At 34.3% G+C, this 24516-nt stretch carries 18 protein-coding genes; 3 read left to right on the top strand and 15 right to left on the bottom strand.

Features of this window, described 5'->3' with window-relative positions; all coding sequences use genetic code 11:
* The first annotated feature begins 28 nt into the window (after nt 1-28).
* Nucleotides 29-868, top strand: coding sequence for a hypothetical protein (locus M2373_RS19690; protein WP_259112967.1), 840 nt, complete (start codon nt 29-31; stop codon nt 866-868).
* A 62-nt stretch (nt 869-930) separates the two neighbouring features.
* On the opposite strand, the gene M2373_RS19685 is transcribed toward M2373_RS19690, so the two are convergent.
* On the bottom strand, nt 931-4647 hold the full coding sequence (locus M2373_RS19685; protein WP_259112966.1) for a metallophosphoesterase: 3717 nt from the start codon (nt 4645-4647) through the stop codon (nt 931-933).
* A 26-nt stretch (nt 4648-4673) separates the two neighbouring features.
* Between M2373_RS19685 and M2373_RS19680 the strand changes: the two genes are divergently transcribed.
* Together M2373_RS19680 and M2373_RS19675 are read left to right on the top strand one after the other, a co-directional pair.
* The gene (locus tag M2373_RS19680) at nt 4674-5846 is read left to right on the top strand and encodes a Pycsar system effector family protein (RefSeq protein ID WP_259112965.1); all 1173 of its coding nucleotides are present in this window, start codon (nt 4674-4676) and stop codon (nt 5844-5846) included.
* Nucleotides 5847-5861: 15 nt separating this feature from the next.
* Complete coding sequence (locus M2373_RS19675; protein WP_259112964.1) at nt 5862-6776, top strand: bestrophin family protein; 915 nt, start codon at nt 5862-5864, stop codon at nt 6774-6776.
* Here M2373_RS19675 and M2373_RS19670 read toward each other — a convergent pair.
* The 14 genes from M2373_RS19670 to M2373_RS19605 all read right to left on the bottom strand — a co-directional run bounded on the left by M2373_RS19670 (nt 6773) and on the right by M2373_RS19605 (nt 24480).
* Nucleotides 6773-9079, bottom strand: coding sequence for a GAF domain-containing protein (locus M2373_RS19670; protein WP_259112963.1), 2307 nt, complete (start codon nt 9077-9079; stop codon nt 6773-6775). The genes M2373_RS19675 and M2373_RS19670 overlap by 4 nt on opposite strands.
* Before the next feature lie 41 nt (nt 9080-9120).
* Complete coding sequence (locus tag M2373_RS19665; RefSeq protein WP_259112962.1) at nt 9121-9540, bottom strand: hypothetical protein; 420 nt, start codon at nt 9538-9540, stop codon at nt 9121-9123.
* A gap of 495 nt (nt 9541-10035) precedes the next feature.
* A complete protein-coding gene (locus tag M2373_RS19660) occupies nt 10036-11151 on the bottom strand; it encodes a hypothetical protein (protein WP_259112961.1) in 1116 nt (371 codons plus the stop codon).
* Nucleotides 11151-13595, bottom strand: a complete 2445-nt coding sequence (locus tag M2373_RS19655; RefSeq protein ID WP_259112960.1) for a hypothetical protein — start codon at nt 13593-13595, stop codon at nt 11151-11153. The genes M2373_RS19660 and M2373_RS19655 overlap by 1 nt, the downstream gene beginning before the upstream one ends.
* A 17-nt stretch (nt 13596-13612) precedes the next feature.
* Nucleotides 13613-14440 carry a PAAR-like protein gene (locus M2373_RS19650; protein ID WP_259112959.1) on the bottom strand — a complete coding sequence of 276 codons (828 nt, stop codon included), beginning with the start codon at nt 14438-14440 and terminating at the stop codon, nt 13613-13615.
* 36 nt (nt 14441-14476) lie between these two features.
* On the bottom strand, nt 14477-15532 hold the full coding sequence (locus M2373_RS19645) for a LysM peptidoglycan-binding domain-containing protein (protein ID WP_259112958.1): 1056 nt from the start codon (nt 15530-15532) through the stop codon (nt 14477-14479).
* 532 nt (nt 15533-16064) lie between these two features.
* Nucleotides 16065-17450, bottom strand: a complete 1386-nt coding sequence (locus M2373_RS19640; RefSeq protein WP_259112957.1) for an NADH-quinone oxidoreductase subunit N — start codon at nt 17448-17450, stop codon at nt 16065-16067.
* Nucleotides 17451-17466: 16 nt separating this feature from the next.
* Entirely contained in the window at nt 17467-18960 is a 1494-nt protein-coding gene (locus M2373_RS19635; RefSeq protein WP_259112956.1) for a NuoM family protein, read from the bottom strand.
* The gene (nuoL, locus tag M2373_RS19630) at nt 18960-20873 is read right to left on the bottom strand and encodes an NADH-quinone oxidoreductase subunit L (RefSeq protein WP_259112955.1); all 1914 of its coding nucleotides are present in this window, start codon (nt 20871-20873) and stop codon (nt 18960-18962) included. The genes M2373_RS19635 and nuoL overlap by 1 nt, the downstream gene beginning before the upstream one ends.
* A gap of 2 nt (nt 20874-20875) precedes the next feature.
* Nucleotides 20876-21205, bottom strand: a complete 330-nt coding sequence (gene nuoK, locus M2373_RS19625) for an NADH-quinone oxidoreductase subunit NuoK (RefSeq protein WP_089754032.1) — start codon at nt 21203-21205, stop codon at nt 20876-20878.
* A 4-nt stretch (nt 21206-21209) separates the two neighbouring features.
* Nucleotides 21210-21707: an NADH-quinone oxidoreductase subunit J gene (locus tag M2373_RS19620; protein WP_259112954.1), complete on the bottom strand. Its 498-nt coding sequence runs from the start codon at nt 21705-21707 to the stop codon at nt 21210-21212.
* Nucleotides 21707-22264 (bottom strand): NADH-quinone oxidoreductase subunit I, encoded by a 558-nt coding sequence (locus tag M2373_RS19615; RefSeq protein WP_259112953.1) that lies wholly within the window; start codon nt 22262-22264, stop codon nt 21707-21709. The genes M2373_RS19620 and M2373_RS19615 overlap by 1 nt, the downstream gene beginning before the upstream one ends.
* 58 nt (nt 22265-22322) lie before the next feature.
* On the bottom strand, nt 22323-23387 hold the full coding sequence (gene nuoH, locus M2373_RS19610) for an NADH-quinone oxidoreductase subunit NuoH (RefSeq protein WP_259112952.1): 1065 nt from the start codon (nt 23385-23387) through the stop codon (nt 22323-22325).
* Nucleotides 23388-23481: 94 nt separating this feature from the next.
* On the bottom strand, nt 23482-24480 hold the full coding sequence (locus tag M2373_RS19605) for a 2Fe-2S iron-sulfur cluster-binding protein (protein WP_259112951.1): 999 nt from the start codon (nt 24478-24480) through the stop codon (nt 23482-23484).
* Nucleotides 24481-24516: the final 36 nt, after the last annotated feature.

Below are 24516 nucleotides of genomic sequence, written 5' to 3'. Positions count from 1 at the left end.
AATCTTATTTTTGCAGAAAATTTGATTGATGATAAAAAAAATATTTTTCTTCTTTTTTGCTTTAAGTATCATTTCATGTAGTACTAATGATGATGTTTTAGAAGAGCAAAATAATGTACAGCAGGAAGACTTGCAGCCTGAGAAAATACTGCCTCCATATGTTTATCCTACTACTAGCTTTACTATTGGAGGGTATTTTAAGTGTGTATATAATAATGGTAAATTGACGAGGATGTATGGTCGTTATCTCAAGTCAGAACAATTGGGTGTACCCGATAGATTTGACTTAGATTCATTTATGACTTTTACTTATAATAATAATCAAGTGAAGCTTGAATTTATTTCAGATTCAGGGGTAGATTTAGGCATGGTTATTATTTACACGATGGAAAATGATAGGCTTATAAAATCAGAATTATATTACCGTGATTTTGTAGAACCAGATATGTTGGTAAAAACAAGAACTTATACCTATGAAGCTAATAAAATAGCCGTTTATGAAGATGAGAATAATAAGATGAGAGAAAGTTTCATAACTTATACTTTTGATTCAAACAAAAATTTAATTAAAAGTGAGAAGCTGGATAAATCATATGGGATTGATAGTAAACTTACAGTTACTAATTATTCAAATTTTGATCATGCTAAAAATCCATTTAAGAAACTTTCATTAGTTTACGATCAAAATAATATACATGATAATACGTTTTATGTGAAAAGCTTGTCAGCCAATAACTATAGAAAAATAGAAGGAACAACGCAACTTTTAAATTCACAACACCCATATCCTCAGGGAACATTTATGTCGCAATGGAACTATAATTATGATTCTCAGGGACAGGTAGTATTGTATCATCCTCTACAATAAAAAAAAATCCGCAGAAACTTTCTGCGGATTTTATATTTAAGTCAAAATTATATTTCTGGTTTTTAAAAAGTCATTCCTACGCCAGCAGAGATTCTCCCGCCATCTGAACCATAGAAATAATTTAATCGGGCAGAGAACATTTCAACAACGCTCAGCCAAAATCCTGCTCCTACTGACTGGTGCCATTTTCTTGATTCTTCACCATCATTCCAGACTCTGCCGATGTCGTAGCCTATTAAAATACCCATATTCGCAGGAATAATATTATTTCTTACCCTTCCAAAGTCCCAACGGATTTCTGAGTTATTGGTAACATAAGACCTTCCGGAAAACCGGTCATTTCTAAAAGCACGCATTCCATTATTTCCACCAATGGCAGCAGCCTGATAAAATTCAAAATTATTATTATTGATCCAAACTGCATTACTGGAATTAGCGAAAACAAAATTACCTTTTTTATCAATTCTGTGATCTATTGCCAAAGTTCCGCTTAAGGTAACAAAGTTTTTATCAAAATCAGAAAGATTGGCTTTCCAGTCTGCATTTAGGATAAACTCCATTCCTAAAGTTGGGAAGGCTGTATTATCTAAGTTTTTATAGCTGAATGTATAATTTGCTCCAGCAAATTGTTGATTATTGAAGACTTCAGGCCTTACATCGGAAGAAAGATCTACAAAACGGTCGCCGTTTCTCTGTACCTTATTATTTTCAAAAGTCAGCTGGAATTTATTTTCCAGATTCATCCAGCTTTTTTTGGAAATAGAGGGAGCGAAGAAAAACTTGGAAATTCTGGCTCTGTTGAATTCTCTTTCTGTTTCTTCTTTATCGTATGCACTTTCGTTCGACAGTCCAAAGAAGTTTTCCGCAAAACGTGGTGTTGTATACGATGCATCAATATTAAAATCCCAACCTGAAATCGCTTTTTTAAATATGCCTTTATACACAAGATTGAAACCAGCTGTTGCAGTATAAAAATTAGCCTTCAGACTGTGTTTCTGAGTGTAGGGAGCACGGATGAAGTTATTCACTGTGTAATTGGCCAGAACTCCAATAATCAATCCGTCATCAGGATTGTAATCGGCATTTGGGTATCCTGCAAAGTAGCTGTATTTAGGATGTTTATAATTATAAGTATTGATATCATAGTCATCAGAAATATTTTTTGTAGCTCCGTGGGTATTGTATGTATTTTTCTGAGATTTAAAATCGTAAATTCTCACTTTGCTTCCATTGGCAACATTATAAGTGTCATGATTATAACCGCCAATTAATCTGATGTTCATTTTCGGTCTTCCGTCACCCGAAACCTCATAAATGTCATCATCTTCCAAACCATAAATCCATAGTTCTTTCGTTTGGGAATCTTCATATGTTTTTTCGAAAACCAACTCAGGGTTTTCCTGTTTTTTGTCGAGTTTATATTGTTTTACATTTACAGAATGTCCGGTTTTAGTAATCACAAATTTATCAGGATTTACAGTACCTGCCAGCGGAACTTTTTCCTGTAAAACATCATAATATCTTGCAGCGTAATCCTGCAGTTTTGTTTTTCTAGATTTTAATTTTCGCTGAATGTCTGCCAGTGTTTCATCTTTTACTTCTTTCGGCATATTGGAGAAGGCTTCGTCAATATCATGATCTGTTAAATGATCCTGAATATATTTTGCCTGTGCAATCCAATCTTCTTCAGTTGATCCTTTTAAAAAGACAAGATCCAGTGGGTAAGGTTCCATATTTACCCATTTTACATTTTTGATATCATCTTTAAATGTTTTCATATGCCGGATAGCCGGAACATTCATAATAATTTTAAATGCAGCACCGTCATATTTACTGAATGCCTGATCTCTGTCTTTTGGGATAGGTTTATAAACTATTTTATCTCCATTCTGATATTCTGCCCATTTCCACTGGTCAGAATGCCTGTCCCAGTCACCAATCAGCATATCAAAAATTCTTGCGCGGATGTATGACTCTTTGTCTACAGAGTATTTATAATTTTTGCTGAAGTTTTTCAGAACGTCATCTGTTGAAAGAATATCTTTTGCATTATCCAATGATGCCAGTGTAATAGGATCAGAAGAAAAGCGCTCTTCGATCATATACATTTCATCACCGTAGTTATGATTATACTCTCCCAGCGTATACTGCTTCGGAACATAATATAACTTTGGATTGCTATGATAAATATTAAGTTTATCCGCTAAATTTCCGACTGAAAACGGAGTAAAAGGATGATTGGTGGTATAAAAATCCAGCAAGAACTTTTCAGGAAAAGTATTATTCAGCTCATTTCCGAAAGTACTTTTCTTGAAAGCCATATTGTTCAGAAACCGAACGGCACTTTTTTTAACGCCTCTCATAACAAATTCCTGTCCGTCTGCCGCTTTCAGTCTTAAACTGTTGGACTGATTTCCCCCACCTTCTCTGAAAGGAGTAAATCCTCCGTTAATTTCAGCAAGATTAGCAGTTGGTGCTTCAATCGGCAACCCGTAATATTTTCTGTAATGGTCACCCCAAAGCCATCGGTAAAATTTTCCTTTTTCAGTTAATTGTTTAGGATAAATAGTTGATGATACCTCTTGTGGCAGCGTTTTAGGAAAATTATTGATAAATACATCAGGTTTCGAAATGACAGAAATATGGGACAACTGTTTTAAATCATTATCTTTTGTGGAAAAATATTCAACATCTGTACTTTGGTCTTTTCTGATGTTTAAAATGGCAAAACCACTGCCACCATATGAAAAATCTGTTTTTTCAACGATCGTAGCCGGATCTGTTTTTGAACCAGCACCGCTGATGATCTGTCTGATATTCCGGTCTTCATGATACTGTAAATTATGATCATGCCCGGAAACGAAAATAATATTTTCCTTATCCTGAACAATACTTTTTAAACGGCTGGAAAGATCTGCGTAATGCTGATTGTTGATATCTTCAGGATTGGCACCGGAAGAACTTCTCAAGACATTGATTAAACTTGCAACACCAGGAACAGGAACTTTACTTTTTAAAGGATAAAGATGAGACTTTGCCGAGGTAAAGCCGGCATGAGTTCCACTGCTGATAATTGGATGGTGGAGGGCAACAATAATTCTTTTGTCCTGATTTTTAGTAATCAGGTCTTTAAATTCAACAAAAAAATCTTCTCGGGTTTTAATGTTGCAGTTTTTATTAATTCCTGGCTGCTGATCCCAATTTAAAAGGGCCCATTCGGTATCAATGACAATCAGTTTTACTTCTTTGGTAAGATTAATATCGTCAATAGGACATAAATTTTTTGGCAGAAATGCTTTTTTGTCGTTCAGATAGCTTTTGACAAAATCTTCCTGAGCTTTTAGTCCGTCTAAGCCATGATACCAATCGTGATTTCCGGGAATTACCAGTGTTTTTCCTTTAAAATTTTTAGTGATGGAAAGTTGATTTTCTAATTTCTGTTTTGCCAGACTATAATCTTTGGCATTTTCTTTAGGCATTCCCGAAGGGTAGATATTATCTCCCAAAAAGATCAGCATTGAATTGGCATCGGCAGAATCAAGCTTTGTTTTAAGTAAATTTAAAGTTTTCTGGGCTTGTGCTTCGTCTGCATTTCCTGCATCACCGATTAAGAAAATTTTAAAGTCATTTTCCGATTTTATGTCAGAATTTTTTACTTCGAATAAGTTTTTACCCTTTTTTACGTTATATGTTGCGCAGGAATAAAGCACTCCGGCAGATAAAGCTACTCTAAGGACAATAGAAGTATTTTTTAGGTGAGTTTTAAAGGATAAATTCATAAATTTACATTAACAAATTTTCGGTGATGAGCATTTTACACAAAGCTAAAGATTATGTTGAAATCTTATTCAAAGATAAGTTATCTTCGGTATATTTTTATCATAATTTTATTCATACTACCTATACAGTCAACAAGGCTGAGGAGATTATGAAAAATACACCTGTTTCTAAAGAGGATCAGGAGAAGGTATTACTGGCGCTATGGTTTCATGATACTGGCTATATTGAATGTGCACAGAATCATGAAGAGAAAGGTGTAGAGATCATGAAAGATTTTCTTATCAAAGAAAATTATCCACAAACTTATGTCGATGATGTGGCTCAGTTGATTTTAGCGACAAAAATTACCTATGAGCCTCAGAATTTACTGGAGAAAATAGTGAAAGACTCGGATTGCAGCCATTTTGCAAGCCATGATTACAATGATATTTCTGATGCTTTGAGAAAAGAATGGGAACTTACCAATGTAAGATGTTTTTCTAATGATGAATGGAATGCCGGAAATCTGGAAATGCTGAAGAATAAGCATAAATTCTATACCGATTATGCAATACAAAACTGGGGTCCTTTGAAAGAGAAAAATATTAAGAAGATTGAAAAGAAACTAGAAAAAGAAGACGGTAAAAAAGAAGGCTCTGAAAATAAAAAAGACAAAGAGAAAGAACCAAAATCAGATAGAAGTGTCGATACTCTGTTCAGAGTAACTTTGAATAATCATACGAGATTAAGTGATATTGCAGACAGCAAAGCCAATATTCTACTTTCTGTAAATGCTATTATTATTTCTGTCTGTCTGTCTGTATTAGTTCCGAAGCTGGATGCTCCGAAAAATTCTCACCTTGTTATTCCAAGTTTTGTGTTATTGTTATCAAGTGTTTTAACGATCATTTTTGCGATTTTATCTACAAAGCCTAATGTTACTAAAGCAAGATTTACACTTCAGGATGTAGCAGACAGAAAAGTAAATCTGTTGTTTTTTGGTAATTTCAACAGTATGCTTTTTGATGATTATCATAACGCAATGAAAGATTTAATCAAGGACAGAGACTATATTTATGATTCTATGGTGAAAGATTTATACTATCTGGGAAAAGTTCTGGATCGAAAATATAAACTGCTTTCGATAACTTATAAGATCTTTATGGCCGGAATTATCATTTCTGTTCTATCTTTTGGATATGCTTTTCTTTCTCTTTAAATAAAATAGACTGAAATGATTGTAAGACAGCGTGCGAACTGGCTAAGAATGCTTTTTATATGGAGAGGTTCTGTGCTGAAAAAAATTATTGTTCAGCTGGTAGCTATTACGCTGTTTTCTTTGGCTATTTATTTTTTTAAAGGAAAAGTTTTTGATTATAAGGTTCATCTTAATCCTACTATTTTCACATTAATAGGTTTGGCATTGGCTATTTTCATGGGATTCTGTAATTCTGCGAGCTACGACCGGTATTGGGAAGGGAGAAAGCTTTGGGGATTATTGGTGATTGAAACCAGATCATTGACGCGTCAGATTTTTTCACTTGTAGATGGTCCTTTCAAGGAAGAAAAGCAGAAAGTAGTTAAAATGATTTCCGCATTCTGCTGGTCTCTGAATGATCAGTTAAGAGATAAATCGGGGACTGAACGGCTTTCACATTTGTTATCTCCGGAACAGCTTAAAAAGGTGGAAAATAAAAAATTTATTCCAAGTATTATTTTAGGATTTATTGCTGACTGGATCCAAGAGCAGCATAAAAAAGGAAACATTGATACGATCGTTCTGACCCAGCTGGATCATCAGTTGAATCAGTTTTCTAATATTTCAGGAGGATGTGAGAGAATTTACAATACTCCGTTACCTTTTGCTTACAGTGTGTTACTGCACCGTACGGTTTATTTGTATTGTTTTTGGCTGCCGTTTGGGTTGGTTGACAGTCTGGGCTGGATGATGCCATTGATCGTTTTGTTGATAAGCTATACTTTTATTGCTTTGGATGCTATTATTCAGGAGATTGGAGAACCTTTCGGTGAGGAAGAAAATGATCTGGCCCTTAACAGTATTTGCAGAACGATTGAATATTCTATTTTTGAACAGGCAGAAATTCCACAAGATGCTTTTAAAAAACCGGATTCTTATTTTCTAAATTAATTTTTTACCAGCGAAACCCGTAACGCCAGTAAACCTGTAATTCCCTGTAAATCTTCTACTCTTAAGAATTCAACATCATGTTGAAGGAGACCTTTATTCTGGAGTTTGTTTACATATTCCAGATATTCTCGTTGGTTTTCCATTCCGAAATAGACGATGGTGATTTTTCCGGGGCAGGTTATTCTTTCTGTAGAATCTTTCACATGCGCTTTGTCCAGACGTTTTTTGATGATTTCATAATAAGAATTATAAGCTCCGTCGATATCAAAACGCTTTTCATCCATGCGGAAACGGATGTCTATTTTTTCGTTATAAACAAAAATTAACGAAGCGATATCCATGGAAATCGGAAGGTCTTTTTTGAAACTCTGAAATTCCAGTTCCATATAACAGACCGTTTTCAGTTGCCAGTACCTTAACTTATGAACGACTTTTGAATGATAATGAAGATCAGGCGCAATATTCGGTCCAATATATAAATTATGTTCTACACCATCAGATTTAAATCTTTCATAGTAATGCGGAAAAATCTGCTGTGCCTTTATCTGGCTTTCATCCAGCATATCGGCCAGTTTTCTGTTAAGAAGCGTGATAGAATCGTCCAGACTTTTTCTGTTGGCATAGAAAAGATCATTCTGACTGAAAACCTGTAAGAAGTAATCTTTAATTTTTTCTTTTATATCGGGGGTAGATTTCGTTTCTAAAACACCCTGTAGATAGGGGTGAACTTCATCCCTTAACAACCGCTGTAACCGTTGCTCGGTATCGGCTTTTATCTCATTATTTAATTCATTTTCGAAGATATCAAGGGCCAGTGCATATTTTTCTGAATCCGAATTAAGCAAAGAAAAAATACTGTGAAGGCAGTCGATCTGTTGATTGAGATCTTCAAGCATTAAATTAAAACGCTTTTCGGAAGAAGAACGGATATCGGAAAAGCCGAATAATGGGGTTAAATTTCTAAATGAAATCTGTTTTAAAGTATATATTTTTCTGGCAAGAAAAGCATTGAAGTATTTTTCGGCTTCGTTTCTGAACTTCCAGATGACGCTGTTGTGAATTGTTGTATATTCTCGCTGGATAATGGCTTCAATCTGATTATTTCTTTCAAAGCTGAATCTGCTCAGAGAGAAGAGAATCATATCAGCAAAGAACTCCAGTTTTTTAAGTTTTAAACCATTAAAACTATTGGCTACCGGGGAAGTAAATTCCATGATGGCCAGCAACTCGTTTTCTTTCATGATAGGAATTACCATGAAACTATTGATATTGTTCTCCTTTAAAATATTGAAAGATGGTAAACTTTTAATGTGCCCATCAAGTTTGTCAACATTTGAAACAACAATAGGTTTTGAATTATAATTAAAATTTTCAAACGTTGTTTTGCGAATATTTTCATCAAAGGTATTGATCCAGAAATCCAGAATATGATTGGTGAATACATTTTCATAGATCGGAACTTTTTCTAATCTTTTCTCTTTATTGTTGAAAAGCATTAATCCAAAATTCAGTTCGGGAACATCAAAATAAGATTTAAAAATTTCTTTTAAATTTTCATCAGGAATCAGATTTTCCGGATCAATCTTTATCATACTTGATTTCAGATCCGATAAAGCAACTTCTGAAGTACAATCAACTAACGAGATAATCGTAAACCCGCTCAGAATCCAGGATTTGGATGGGAAATATTTCTTCCAAAGTTTGGTGTCATCCAGATTTTCAAGCAGCATATCAATGACTGCTTCTTCTGGTATTTTTGCATCTTCGGTAGGGTAAATATCGCTGAAATCCGAATTTACTGTAATTTTATAATGTTTCATGATTCCCTGTTTATTAGGGATATCATAGTAAAAAGGGATAAAACTTCTTACATCTCTTTTAAAATAAACCTGTAAAATAAGACAGCAACAGAAAACATAAAACTCATCATCATTGATATTTCTAAGCTCTATTTCAAAATCTTTTCCGGCATCTTTAAGAATATTTTTAAACCTCTCGGTATAATTAAAAGTAATATTGGATAGCGGAATACTTGCTGCCTTTATTTCATTATTCGTCAATCCGGTAGGGAAGAGGTCGGCCAGAAGAAGTTTGATGAGATCTTCATATTTATCCAGTAATGACAAATCCTGAAAACCATTTCTCAGTTCCTGAAAATTCTTTGTTTTCTCGATTAAAGATTCAGCATAATTGACCCGATATTCTAATCTGTCGTTATATCGGATATGTTCCAACACATCCAAATATTTTTTGAATGATATGTAAACCTGAAATGGAGCGTCTTTTTTATAAAGATTTGCCAAAAGCTGTGAAATTTCAAGTAAAGTTATGAAAAAAGCAGGGTTTATTTTGCTTTGGCCAACTTTACTTCGTTTTTTTCTGCATTTCGATCGTTAATATATGGACTTTTTATAATATACGATTCTGAATTAGTTTTTATGATCTTTATATTCTCATTGGGTTCCATAGAAAATTCTATGCTCTTTGTATCAAATTTATCCACTTTCAATCTGAATGTTTTTTCCTCTACATAACTGGAAATATGAAAAATAATAGAATCTTTATTCATATTTAACTGAATACTTGCCCAACCTCTGGGATCTGCGGATTCTCCTTCCATTCTCAAAAAGTGACCTTCGTAATTTCCGTACCAAGATTTCATATCGGTATTTTGAACTCTGTCGAGCTTTTTATTGAAAAGTATATTTTTATAACTTTGATAAATATTATTGAGCCTGTTATAAGATTCTTTTGATGTGGTCAAATTTTCATTTTTTTTTGAAATTATTTTTGGATTTACATTCATGTAAATAGGCTCTTCATATCTATAAGTATTGCAAGTTCCTTCTTTAAAGTTTTTATTAAAAACAAAATGATATTGTGATTTTCCAGTTTCTCCGAAAACTTCACTGTTAATTATCGAGTCATTATTTTTGTATTAATTAAAAATATGACTTCTTCACCCTCAGAAGAATTTATAAAAAGTGTTGTATCTTTTATCTTTCTCAAAGAATCTTCATTCGAAACTATATCATTTTTAAATTCCTGTTGAAATTTTTGGTTGTCTTTCTTGCAGGATAATATAGGTAAAAGGATAAAAAATAGATATTTCATTTTGGCTCTAACTATATTTCTGAGTAGTGGAAATTTTCTTTTTACAACTTGTCATAAATAATATAAGAGAGGTTACTAAAACTTTATTCATTATATTTTTAGATAATTTATTTTAAATAATAAGTGTTTTTATTCAGCTCTATTTCTATTCAGGTAAATTTGGAACATCGTCACTTGACTTTGCCCATTTTATAGGGTAGCCATATTCTGTTTCTTTTAGATCAGATCTTTCTATTTTTATTAAGCTGCTCTTAAGATAAAATTTATTGTCTTTATTTTTATAAATAATTGCTAAAGGCTTTAATAACGGGCTATCTTTATCAAAAATATATAATTTATTATCTTCAATTTTAGTATTTATTTTATAGCTAAAAGTATCATCACCACTAAATCCGAAATCATTATTATTTTCTGAAATATTAATATAATAATTACCAATTTTATCACTTCCTATTTCATATGGATATAACCAATAAATACCATCCCAATTTGAAAGTTTGTCTGTGTCAATTGAAACTTTTTTAATATTATTTTCTTCTTCAATATCTTGTTTTGAGAATTTAATGATATACTTTTTACCTATAGTAAGGTCTTTTATATTTATAATTAATGATTTATAATCAGGATTAATCAATAAATCGTTATTAAGTTCTAAATCAACAATTTTTCTGGGATTTATTTTTTTAACCTTTTGATAGTTTTCAAAATCCGTAATACAGCAAGACTTCAATTCAGTTTCAGGTATATTTTCGTAATATTTTATAAAGGTTTCATAAGACTGTTCTTTTATTTTTTTTGTATTTGATTTTTCAAATTTTTTAAATTCAATATCTTTAAATATATTATCTATACTCGGAATGATTAAATTAGAACTTATTTTCCGAATTATTTGATGATTTATAGGTAAAAAAATCATTTTCTTTTCGTCGCCTGAAAAACTATATCCAACATTATATTGAGCAGTTATCTCAAATTTATGATTGCTTTTAAAGTTTAGTTTTTTTCCATCTATATTTTCAGACTCTAAAAATTCTTTAGAAATATATATAGTATCATCTATCTTATTTATTTTAAAATCTTGATTTATATTCTCATTTTGTGAATTAAATTTTCCAATCATTAAGTTTATATTCTTGTCAATCAGAATATTTAAATAACCTATTGTGTCGTTTACTGAATTTTCTTTAGTAGCGGTTCCTTCTTTATTTTGGCAGTTCATTAAAAAAAATCCACAAATTAATCCTACAAGTATATATTTCATTATTTTAAAATTTTAACATTAATAGTTTTTACTTTTTCTAGTTTTATATTATTTAATCCTATGTGTCCATGATCATAATGTCCTCCAACATTCGGGTTTACGCCATATTTCCTAAAATCAGTCATTCCTGAAGCATAATTTTTTTGAAAGCCATATTTAAAAGCTAATGTATAAAATGTTTCATTTTTTCCTTTATCAAAATTATTTGATGTATTAACACCATGGAAACTTACACCTGTTTTATTTAAATATCTAAAATCAATATTTCTACCAGATTGTACTCCAAGATGCCCATGCCCAGCATGATGCTTAGAGCCTTTTTGCCAAGGATCACTACCATTTGATGAAGACATATCTCCAAAATGAACTTCCCAATTCTTATCATTAATTTCGTTAATTATTCCGAATAATGCTGCAGCTGTTTCTGGTTTAAGATAATGATCTCCTTCCCCAACATTTTCTACTTTCGATATTCCTCCTTTATCAACCCCTCCATATCTATTAAAACCTTTTCCTGAATCTGGAAATTTAACCAAACCATTTGTATTTTTATTTAATGTAGATATTTTTTTAAATACATTATTACCTTCTTTTACCTGAACGTAATAATCAATTATACTATTAGCTTCTATATATTTTATTTCTCCAGTTCTAAAAATATAATATCCAGAACTTTCTATTTTATCATTATCTGTGTTATTTTTATTATCAATGCATATAAAAGATGTGGACTTATTATTTTTTCCTAATTCCTTCCAATATTTTAACCGTGGTCTCAGTTCTCCTTTGGTAATTTCTCCATTTGCCTTATTAGCATCTTTTTTTAATCGAGCTGTAATAATTTTTTCATTTTCATCATAATATTCGTATTCTGCACTTTTATTTTTTTCGTAGAACTTTTTACCAGATCTTTTATCTCTTTCAGCACTATAGCATACAAAAGTATCTTCACGTCCTACTGCACTAGGGCACCAAATAGTCATGTACATATCTAGAGAGTCTCGTATATTTTTTTTGTATTTTACCATCCACATTTCAAAATATAGCTTTACGTAATCTAATTGTTTTACGGGAGATAAGTTTTTAAGAATTTCTTTTGTTATTTTTTCTCCATTATTGTAACCATTTTCATTCATTGCAGTGATAGCACCATATTCTCCGCTAGTAAATTGCACTAATCCTGTTGCATTTGGATAACCAACATCTGATGTAAATTTTTTTCCTGTTTCCAGTGCCATACATGTCATTAATTCATTAGCCATTTCCATTTTTCGACTTTCTCCCCACAATTTCGCACATATTTCCACAACTTTCTTCCTAAACTCACAACTCACCTTGTTCCCCCAAATCAAATCGTACTGCTGGCAAACACATTTTTCTTTTTTCTCCTCCTTCTTCGGAGCTTTCACTCCCACCGTAGAATTTCCATAATCTTTAAAAACCGTCCTTTCTTTGTTCTTCAAAGCCTTTCCCATAACTTCGGCCCAATCATGCTGAAGATAATCTTTAGACTGAGGAATCAAAATGTTTTTTTCTTCTCGTTTGGAAATAGGTTTTTGTTCAGCAGGAGAATTTTTTGCTTTTACAGTGGCTTTGCGTTCTGGTTTTTTCGTTCCAAGCGGTGGAGGCACTACTCCGGGCGTCCAGTATAATGGATTTTTAACATTTACATTTTCAGAATCATGAATATTTCCTTTATAATATTCTACGGTTATATAAAACTCTAATTCTTTCGCATCAGCTTCACCTTTCATTGCTTTTTTCATCAGAGCTTTTGTCAGCTGGAACTCTGCAATCGCCAATCCATCCGAACCTACACGCACGGTTTTTGCTTCTACGATCAAATTTTTTGGGTCATGGCCGCTATCTTTTGCATCATCTTCCCACAGCGTAAAAATAACTTCTTTTCCTGCAAGATGCGTGGTATGGGCTTTTGCTCTTAACGTATCATAAAAACTAAAAGTATCTCCTTTTTTATTATCCACATAATGAAGTTCTACTTTCCCTATTTTCGGAATTTTAGAAGATTTAGGAGTGATGATCAACCCACCACCTTCAGGCTTATGAAGATAAGCTTCTAAGCGGTAAGTATGTTGTGATGCTACTTCTCCAAAAGTGAAACTGCTAATCCCCGTTTTTTTTATATTCGTGGTTGTAAATTTTCCATCTCTTCTTTTCTTAAAAAGTTCCCATGTAACCTTTGCGGGGTTTCTATCTTCCAGTGGGGTTTCTTCATACCAATGTAAGATATTGTATGTATTTTTTTCGCCAACAGTAGGAGAGGCATCTCCTGAAATCATAGATACACCTTGCTTACCTTTGTTGGTCAACTTTATATCCGCTTCTTTTTTCGCTAACTTTTGTTCTTCTGCGAGTTCTTTTTGGTATTCCTGTTCATATTTTTCGTCTTCATCTGCCAAAAAGCTGAATTTTCTTTTTGCCATGTTTTTGTGTTTTTAATTTAATAAGCATCTAATTCTTCTTCGTCCAACTGTTCATTAAGCATCCTCAAATCCACCAAAGGATTAATATAACTATGCACTCTTGCATCTGCATTTTTGAAATTCTGCTTGCTGAGCTGGGCTCGCTGACCATGATCCATGATTTTTATTTTTCCGCCAATTGCGCATTGGAGTTCGGATATTTCGGTTAACAAAGCATTATCTAATACTTTTACATCTTTATAAAATTTCGTCCATTTTCCGACGGGAGCAAAGCTGCAGGGCTGGTTATTTTTCAGTGAACAGTTTCCAAACGGAACTGCAGGCGGATTGAATTGCAGATCGTTTTCTGTAACGGCCAAAAAATCATCCGAATTACTTTCATTGTTCAGGTAATGTTTTTTATGGCTGCTTACTTTGAACTGTGGAAATTTTGTTCCTTTATCGCAAATGGCTTTTCCTTTTTGAATGACGAAAAGTTTACCGTCATGTTCACCAGCTGGTTTTTCTTCAGCATCTTTTTTTTCTTTTTCCTTGTCTTCAGATTTCTGTTCAGAATCTTGAGTGGTATTTTCAGAAAGAGGTACTTTAGATTTTTCATTTTCTTCCTTTTCTTTTTGGGCAGCCTCTCTTTCCTGCACACGTCTGGTATATACCGCGTTCATATTGTCCACCTCATGTTGTTCCGGAATGGTAAGAATCATTCCGGGCTTAATTTCGTTTCCGATCCCTCGATCGATGGGACCTTTAAAATTGTGGAATTCTTTTAGGGAATAGGCCGTGGGCAGACCTAGTTTTTGGGAAAGGGATAGCAAAGTATCACCTTTTTGAACTTTATATTCTTTCATTATTATGTGTTTTTGTGTTTAATCAAATGTATAAAATTAATTTAAATCAATTTTAATTTTTGTAGTTTCCTTTATACCAAAGTAATAGGAATCTAGTATCATATCTGCTTCCTGTAATATTTTGTCTTTTTTAGATAAATGAAAATTTCCTTTGATCTCAGATTCCAGTAGTTCCTCGTCGTTGCGTTGGTCTTTACTGTTGTATAAATAATTGATGATTTCCTGTTGACTTCTTGTATCCACACATTGAGAATAGAGCGTAATTAAAATTTCATCGGTCAATTGCATAGCGTACTCAGCTTTATACAAGACTCTTTTTTCGGATAATCGAATATTGTATATTGTTTTTGCTTCTTTAAAAGATTTATAATAGGGACAAAAGAAAAATTGCAGAAACAGATCTCTCCTAAAAGACAGGACTAATTCTTCATAGCAGTCAATGGTTTTATTGATTTCATTCATATATTCCAAAGAGTAAGAACCTTCATATCTTTTCAATAAATTTTGATGCTTTGATGCCCAGTTATTCCGGATTTCATGATAATTTTTTATTCCTTCAACGGTTCCTGTGGAATTTATTTGCAGTTTGGCAGGAAATAAAACAGAAGTACATTGTAGGGCTAATTCATACAATTTCATATCAGGTTTTTCTCCATTTACGGTAAGATTTTTTTTCTGATACATGAAAATAAAGTAATTCTCCTCTTTTCCGAGATACTGCAACTGAGTGATGTATTGTGTTTCATTTTGAAGAATGTCATTGGTGAAGTCAGTTACTTTCACGGAATACTGCTTTTTGCTATTTTGAAAATCAGGCGTAAGGATGCTGTTTTCAATGAGATGATTTGTACGGCTGTTCCTTTCTTCTGAAATTTCCTTTTTCCTGAAAATATAGTCTTCAATTACTTTTTGATCGGGTATGAAAATTTCCTGTCCCGGAAATAGAGTATGACCTAAATGGTTGGAATCATCAGGCACATGTTGATAATGATGATCCTTTAAAATCTTAATGTCCGGAATGTTATACATTTCGGCAATTTGTTCTAAGGTTTCACCTTTCCTTACAATATGGGTTTTCAAAAATATATTCATGACGTAGAAAATATTTACAATGAAATGATATTGTTAAAAGGTCGAAAGGGTGAGATGAACAAAAGAGAATTCTTCTGAAAAGTAATATTTTTCATTATTTGGTGTTTTATATTCCAAAAATAAAAAATTAAAATCAGATAATATGTTTTTTGTAATAAAAGTAGAGGTAGGAATTGATTTAAATTAAGCTTAAAGGCTGGAAGTTGGATGTGAGAAGAATCAAAACATCCAATTTTGAGCTTGAATCTTTCGGTTAATTAACCGATTGTCCCTCGAACTTTAAGAGCCTGTTTAGATTTCTTTAAACAATTCCATTGTGTTAATTTTTAATTCTAGTCTTCGACAGGCTCAGACCGACAAATCTAATACTAAATGTATGATTTGAAGGTGTCAGATTGAGCCTAGCCTGTAGTGAGCTTGCCGAACTATCGAAATTTTATATATCTGTTGAGCTAAATTTCAATCGAACTTTGAACCAACAAAAAAGCACAACATAAATGCTGTGCTTTGATTTTTATCTTTAAGATTGATTTTACAATCCGAATATTCCTGCAAATAAATCCGGGGCAACTCCTAAAACAATTACTGAAGCGATGATAACAACAGCAACAATATTGTAAGTAAGGGTTACTTTTTCTGACGATTTGAATGTACTTTCTTTAAAGAAGAACATAGAGATAATTAATCTTAGGTAATACGCAATCGAAACTGCAGAACCTAAAACCGCTACCAATACCAAGAAAACTCCGTGATTAGAATTCATTGCCTGAGAGAATAAAGCAAATTTCCCCATGAAACCAGCAGTTAACGGAACTCCAGCCATTGAAAGCATAGAAATAGCCGCTACTGTTGCTAATAAAGGTTCAGATTTTGCCAATCCTTTGAAAGCTCCGAAAGATGTTTCTCTTTTCAGTTTTTCAACATAAATAAGACACATGAAAACACCCACTGTTGATAAAGCGTACGCAAATAAATAGAACGCCAAATTATAAGTAGAAAGGCTTGTCATTCCGTAGAAAACCAACCCAATGTATCCTGCGTGGGAAACTGAAGAGTATGCCAGCATTCTTTTTGCATTTGTCTGAGCAAGACCCATAACGTTTGCCAAAAGCAATGTAATAATTAAGAATACTCCGAAAACATTGATCCATTCAGCGGTAACCCCACCAAATCCAATCGTCATTAATCTGAATAATGCGAAAAATCCTGAGATTTTTACAACACTCGCCATGAAAGCGGTGATTAATGAAGGCGCTCCGAAGTAAACATCAGGGCTCCACATGTGGAAAGGTGCCAATGCAACTTTGAATGCCAATGCACAAAGAATCAGTAAAACTCCTAAGATGAACATGACGTCTTTAGGATTTGAAACTCCGAAATCCTGGATTTTATATAAATCGAAACTTCCAACACTTCCGTAGATAAACGCGATACCGAACAGTAAGAAACCTGTCGCGAATGCACCCATCAGGAAATATTTAATTGACGCTTCGTTTGATCTCAAATCAGTTTTGTTAGCTCCTGCCATTACATATAAAGGAATAGAAAGAATTTCAACTCCTAAGAATAACGTTACTAAGTTCTGGTATCCGAAAAGGATAATCCCTCCGCACAATGCAAAAAGCATCAATGCGTATAATTCTGACTGGTGGCTTCTGTGGTTGCTGAATGCAAAACCTCCCAAAAAGAATAGTAATAATGTCGTTACGATTGATATTTTAGTAAATAAAGCAGTATTTGCAGTATAATCATACATGTGTCTGTACTTTTCGAAGAAAGCACATTCTGGCATGAAACTTACGTATAATGCGATGATTAATCCCAAAATCCCAATGTACCTTGCGAATTTCCCTTGTTCAAAAACTCCTGAAAATAACGCAACAACTGCCGTTAGGAAAACAATAATTAAAACACTCATTTTTTAAAATATCAAATTAGCTTACCATTGATTGGTAGATAAACTTCAACGAACTATTCACCATTTCGATTACCGGCTGTGGGAAAATACCAAGTACAATCACAAAAACCGCTAAACTTGCCAATACAGAGAATTCTACTGCAGATAAATCTTTTGCTGTACTCAACACTGCATCATCACCTTGTCCGAACATTGCTTTTCCGTAGAATCTCAATAAGTATACAGCACAAAGAATTACCGTAAGACCAGCGATTACCGCTGCCAATCCGTTAAAATCATACACTGATTTCAACAGGATAAATTCTCCGATGAATCCATTAGTCAATGGAACTCCCATTGATCCTAATATAATAATCAGGAACAACACGGCAAACTTAGGAGCAACTTTCGCCAAACCTCCCATCTGTCTGATGTCTCTTGATTTAAATCTCTTGTATAAAATATCACAACAGTAGAAAAGACCTGCCACGTTGATACCGTGAGCGAAAGTCTGTACCAAAGCTCCTTCAGCACCTTCAATGTTGAAAGTTCCTCTTAAAGTAATCACTGCAGAAGCAAAAATACCTGCCACCATCAATCCAACGTGAGAGAAAGAAGAATACGCAATGATTCTCTTCATATCTGTCTGGATGATCGCAATTAATGCTCCGTGAACAATTCCTACAATCGCAAGGATGATTACAATCTGTCCTGAAATTCCGGCAATCGGAAGGGGAGTGATTGGTAATAAATAACGCATAACTCCATAAATCGCCATTTTAAGCATGATACCAGATAAGAGCATCGATCCTTGAGTCGGCGAATATGTATAGGTGTCCGGTTGCCAAGTATGGAAAGGGAATACCGGTAATTTCACTGCAAATGCAAAGAAAATAAACCAGAATACCACGGTCTGTTGTGTTTCGTTAAGTTGAGCATTATATAAATCTGTCAGCGCAAAAGATGCAGAATGATTGTAAACATAAATCAATCCGGCTAACATGAATAATGACCCAACGAATGTATATACGAAGAATTTCGTAGTGAATTCAAATCTTTTATTTTCCTGACCCCAAAGTCCGGCAATAAACCAGATCGGAATCAAAGTTACTTCCCAGAAAATGTAGAACAATAATCCGTCAAGCGAAGTGAAAACTCCTACAAGCCCGAATTGCATCAGCAAAATCAAACCGTAGAACGTGTTTCTGTAGCTTACATTTTCATTAAAAGAAGATAAAATAATGATTGGCGCTAAAATATTGGTCAACAACAAAAGAAGCAAACTCATCCCATCGATCCCGAAGTGAAGAGAGCTCTTCATAAATTGTGACCAAGGGTAGTTGATCTCATGCTGCAACACGCTGTCCACTGTTGGCGTAAAATTAAAATCCGCCGCAATGTAGAATGTTACAAGCATTTGAACCAATGCAATTCCCAGTGCCAAATATTTGCTGGAATTACTCTTCCATGCAAAAACTAATCCCGAACCTACTAGAGGTAATAGTAATAATGTTAATAATAAACCAGACATTATTGTAATATAAAGTTAACAATCAGTATAATTCCCACAGCTAAAGACATGATCAGAATGTAGTTCTCAACATTTCCGTTCTGAATACGCTTCATAGCTTTTCCGCTGTCTTCAGCTCCTTCACCTACAAAGTCTACAAAACGATCAAGAATACCTTTATCAAACATCTTTCCTCCGCGTCCTAATCCTTCAACAGTTTTTACAATTAATGCATTGTAAAGTTCGTCAATATATAATTTTTTAGCAGACAATTTTTCCCATCCTGTATATTGTTCTTCAGGAAGTGCTTGTTTTTTCTTATTCACATACGTGTTTTTAACGATAAACCAAACACAGAAGAACATGGCAACAGTTGCTCCTAAAAGAATCATCTCAGTACCAAACGGAACTCCCGAAAGAGTAGCTTCCATTTGCTTAAAGCTTTCCTCAGTAAGAACCGGCTTCAACCACTCCATTAATTTTGCATAATGACCGTGACCGATGAAGTGAGGAAGGTTAATTAAACCACCCAATACAGAAAGAATAGCCAATACGATCAATGGTAATGTCATATTTGTCGGGCTTTCGTGTAGGTGGTGCTTTTGTTCTTCAGTACCTCTGAACTCCCCGTGGAAAGTTAAATAATACAGTCTGAACATATACGTTGCAGTAATAGCCGCTAAAATGAATAAGAATACCCAATAAATAGGATTTTTAGCGAAAGCTGCTACTAAAATTTCGTCTTTAGAAATCATCCCTGATAATAAAGGGAATCCTGAAATTGCCAATGTTCCGATAAGGAAAGTAGCGTGAGTGATTGGGATGTATTTTTTCAAACCTCCCATAAAACGCATATCCTGTTCGTTGCTCATTGCGTGAATTACAGAACCTGCTCCCAAGAACAATAATGCTTTGAAGAAAGCGTGTGTCATTACGTGGAACATAGCCGTTGTATAAGCTCCAAGACCTAAAGCGATGAACATAAATCCAAGCTGTGAAACGGTGGAGTAGGCCAATACTTTTTTGATATCGTTCTGACGTAATGCATAGAATCCTGCTAAAGCTGCTGTTAAGAATCCGATGAATAAAATTCCTCCCTGAACAGTAGGTGCTAACGTAAATAAGAAGTTTGATCTTACTACTAAATAGATACCCGCCGTTACCATCGTTGCCGCGTGAATTAACGCAGAAACAGGAGTTGGACCAGCCATCGCATCCGGTAACCAAGTATATAATGGAACCTGAGCCGATTTACCAGTTGCACCGATAAATAAACTCGCTGTAATAAAGATAATTACGCTTCCGTCTAATTCAAATTTTCCGGCGTTTTCTGCTACTGTAAGGTAATCTACAGCGTTTGTCTGTCCGGCAATCATGAAGATACCGATTAGTAACGCAAGGTCACCAATTCTGTTCATGATAAAAGCTTTTCTTGCTGCTTTACCATATTCTTCATTCGTATACCAGAATCCGATTAGTAAATAAGAACACAATCCTACACCTTCCCATCCGATGAATAAGATCAGGTAGTTGCTTCCCATTACCAATAATAACATTGAGAAGATAAACAGATTTAAATAAGTGAAAAACTTATAGAAACCTTTATCATGACTCATATATCCGATAGAGTACAGGTGAATCAAAGATCCGATACCTGTGATGATCATCACCATCATTAATGACAACTGATCAATCTGGAATCCGAAATTGATCTGAACTCCGTTTACTCTAAACCATTCAAAAGCTTTTACAATGACAGGCTGACTTTCAGAATCAAAATTCATGAAAATACTTACAGCGATACAGAAAGGTATAAAAACCATTGCTGTCGCCAGACTTCCAACTACTATTTTTGGAAGGCCTTTCCCGAAAAGACCGTTAATAAGAAAACCTAAAAGTGGTAAAAGTACTATTGCATATATTAAATTCTCCATTCTTATCCTCTTAATTTATTAAATATACTTACATCAACAGAACGGGTATTTCTATACAGCATAGCAATAATTGCCAGACCAACCGCTACTTCCGCAGCAGCAACCACCATAATGAAGAAAACTAAAAGTTGCCCGTCTCCGTTACCTTTGTATGCTGAAAATGCAGCCAATAAAAGGTTCGTAGAATTTAGCATAAGCTCAACACAACCCAAAATAACAATAGCGTTTTTTCTCAACAATACTCCTAACACTCCCAAACAGAATAATACTGAAGAAAGAATGATAAAATAATTCAGAGGGACGCTTTGTATAAATGTATTTACTTCTCCCATAATTTTATAAATCTTTTTTACCGATTAATACCGCACCTACAATACCTGCCAAAATAAGGATGGATGCAAGCTCAAACGGTAAAACATATTCATTAAACAAAAGTCTACCCAGATTCTTCGTAAGACCAACGCCTTTGTCTACATTTTCAACAACAACATGATTGTCCTGAACACCTCTGAATACACCTAATACCCCAATTAATAAAAGACCTGCTGTAAAAACTCCAATAAATTTTAAAGTATTGTTCTTCTTACTTTCGTCTTGTTTATTAAGGTTAAGCATCATCAGGATATAAAGGAATAATACCATGATGGCTCCAGCGTAAACAATAATCTGAATAATCGCAAGGAACTGTGCATTCAGAAGAATGTACATACCTGCAATAGAAAACATCGTAACAATTAATGACAAAATAGCATATAAAGGATTTCTGGCGAATACAAAGTATACCGCACTTGCCACTGCTAAAAACGCCACCAAGAAAAATAAAAACTGATCCATTATTTTACCGCATTTTTTTGTTTCTCGGATTGTCTTTCAGTGATATCAATCCTTTGATTTATTTTTTCAACCAATTTATCTTTTCCATAGATGAAAGAACCTCTGTTGGTTTCCACGTCTACCAATCTGTCTGTAAGATAGATGGCAGATTTCGGACAAGCTTCTTCACACATACCGCAGAAAATACATCTTAGCATATTGATTTCATATACCGATGCGTATTTCTCTTCTCTGTAAAGATCTCTTTCTTCCTTAGTTCTTTCAGCAGCAGTCATTGTAATTGCTTCTGCAGGACACGCTACTGCACAAAGTCCACAAGCTGTACATCTTTCTCTGCCTTCCTCGTCTCTTTTCAAAACGTGCTGACCTCTCCAGATATCTGCTCTAGGTTTCTGTACTTCCGGATACGAATATACTGCGGGAGCACCTTTCAATACGGTTCTTACAGCATGCTTAAATGTAATCCCCATTCCTGTAAAAATCGCAGGTAAGTAGATTTTTTCAGCAATGGTCATTTCTTTATTAGAAACAACTTTTGATCTGTTCGTAAGTTTCATTTATTTTAATTTTTTAGGCTGAACTTCTATTCAGCATTTAAAAATATATTCTTATCTCTTAGTTTGCAAACGCTAAAATTACAGCACCTGTAATTAATAAGTTTACCAATGCCATTGGAATTAGAGTTTTCCATCCTAAGTGCATTAATTGGTCATATCTAAATCTTGGAAGCGTCCATCTGATCCACATAAAGATCAAAATTCCGATTACCGTTTTAGTTAAGAAGGCTACAACACTCAAAATACCTGCTGTATTTTCACCCCAGTTTTGAGTTACCCATTCGATTCCAGGATAGTTGTATCCTCCGAAGAAAAGAACCACCATGAAAGCATTAGAAATAAACATGTTCACGTATTCACCGAACATATACAACCCTAATTTCATTGATGAGTATTCTGTAGAATATCCTGTTACCAATTCAGATTCACACTCAGGTAAATCGAAAGGGTGTCTGTTTGTTTCTGCCAAAGCTGCTACAAAGAAAACAAGAAAGGCAATCGGCTGGTAGAAAATATTCCAGTTCATACCAGAACCCCAAGGAATAACTCCCCAAAGTTTTCCCGTTGTCTGGCTTTCCGTAATTTCTTTTAAGTCTAAACTTCCTGTCATCATAATGATAGAAAGCAAAGCCAATCCCATCGCCAATTCATAAGAAATCATCTGAGAAGAAGCACGGATCGCACCTAATAAAGAATATTTATTGTTCGAAGCCCAACCTCCGATCATGATTCCATAAACACCGATTGAAGCCATTCCGATGATGAAAAGTACGCCAACATCGATGTTAGCAACCTGTAAATCATAAGAAACTCCACCAAAATTTAAACTTTTACCCCAAGGAATAACCGCTCCTGTGATTAATGAAATAAACATTACCAATGCCGGCCCCAATACGAAAAGGAATTTTTCTGCATTGGCAGGTGTAAAATCTTCTTTAAAGAAAAACTTTCCACCGTCAGCAAGAGGCTGCAGCAATCCGAAAGGTCCAGCTCTGTTGGGACCAATTCTATCCTGCATGATAGAGGCAACTTTTCTTTCTGCCCAGGTAGAGTAGGCTGCTATCGTCAATGAAAGCAAGAAAAGCGCTAGTACAAGTATAAGTTTAAATGTAAGTAAATCCATTTTTTATTTATTTAGATACTAGATGTCAGATGCTAGATATCAGATTTAAAATCTGTTGTCTAATGTCTGAAATCTCATGTCTTAAAGATTAAAATTATTTTTCGTCTTTTTCACTGATTTCTTTAGCCATCGGATTGTCTAAAACTCTTAGCTCATCCTTAGGTTTTTCATAGTGATTCAATGAAATAACTGAATGTCTGTCGATGTGTCTAGGACCTTCAATGTTCCAGTCTGACAATGATTTTCTTTCGAAACGGCAAGTATCGCAGATGAACTCTTCAACTTCACCCCACTGATCTTTTCTGGCTGTAACTCTTGATATTTCATCACCTTTCATCCAAACCGTAGCTTTTCCGGAACATTTATCACACTTACAAGTAGCATTCATTGGTTTTGTGAACCAAACTCTGCTTGCAAAACGGGAAGTTCTGTCTGTTAATGCTCCAACCGGACAAACGTCAATTACGTTTCCGATAAAATCATTATCCAAAGCTTTATTTAAATAAGTAGAAATTTCAGCATGATCTCCTCTGAACAAAATTCCGTGTTCTCTTTCACCAGTTAACTGGTTTGCAGCCAATACACATCTTGCACAAAGAATACAACGGTTCATATTCAATTTAATATTCGGACCAAGATCGTCTGCTTCGTATGTATTTCTTTCGAATTCAGTTCTTGTCTGAAGATTTCCGTGCTCATAACCTAAATCCTGAAGATGACATTCTCCGGCCTGATCACAAACAGGGCAATCCAACGGGTGGTTTACCAATAAAAACTCGGTTACAGCTTTTCTGCCTTCCTGAGCTTTATCAGAAGTAAGATTTTTTACTTCCATACCATCCATTACATTAGTTCTGCAGCTTGCAACCAATTTTGGCATAGGACGAGGATCTGCTTCAGATCCTTTAGAAACTTCCACCAGGCAAGTTCTACATCTTCCTCCACTTGTTTCTAATTTGCTGTAATAGCACATTGCTGGAGGAACAGATTTTCCACCGATTTGTCTGGCAGCTTCCAAAATAGAAGTTCCAGGCATAACTTCGGTAGTTTGTCCGTCTATAGTTATTTTGAATTTTTTAACCTCTTCGCTCATATTCTATGCTTTCGCTTATGCTTTTAGGCGTTAAGC

Source organism: Chryseobacterium sp. JUb7 (assembly GCF_024806495.1).
Taxonomy (GTDB): Bacteria; Bacteroidota; Bacteroidia; order Flavobacteriales; family Weeksellaceae; genus Chryseobacterium.
Note: the sequence above shows the minus strand (reverse complement) of the source record. Positions and strands in the feature narration are given on the sequence as shown.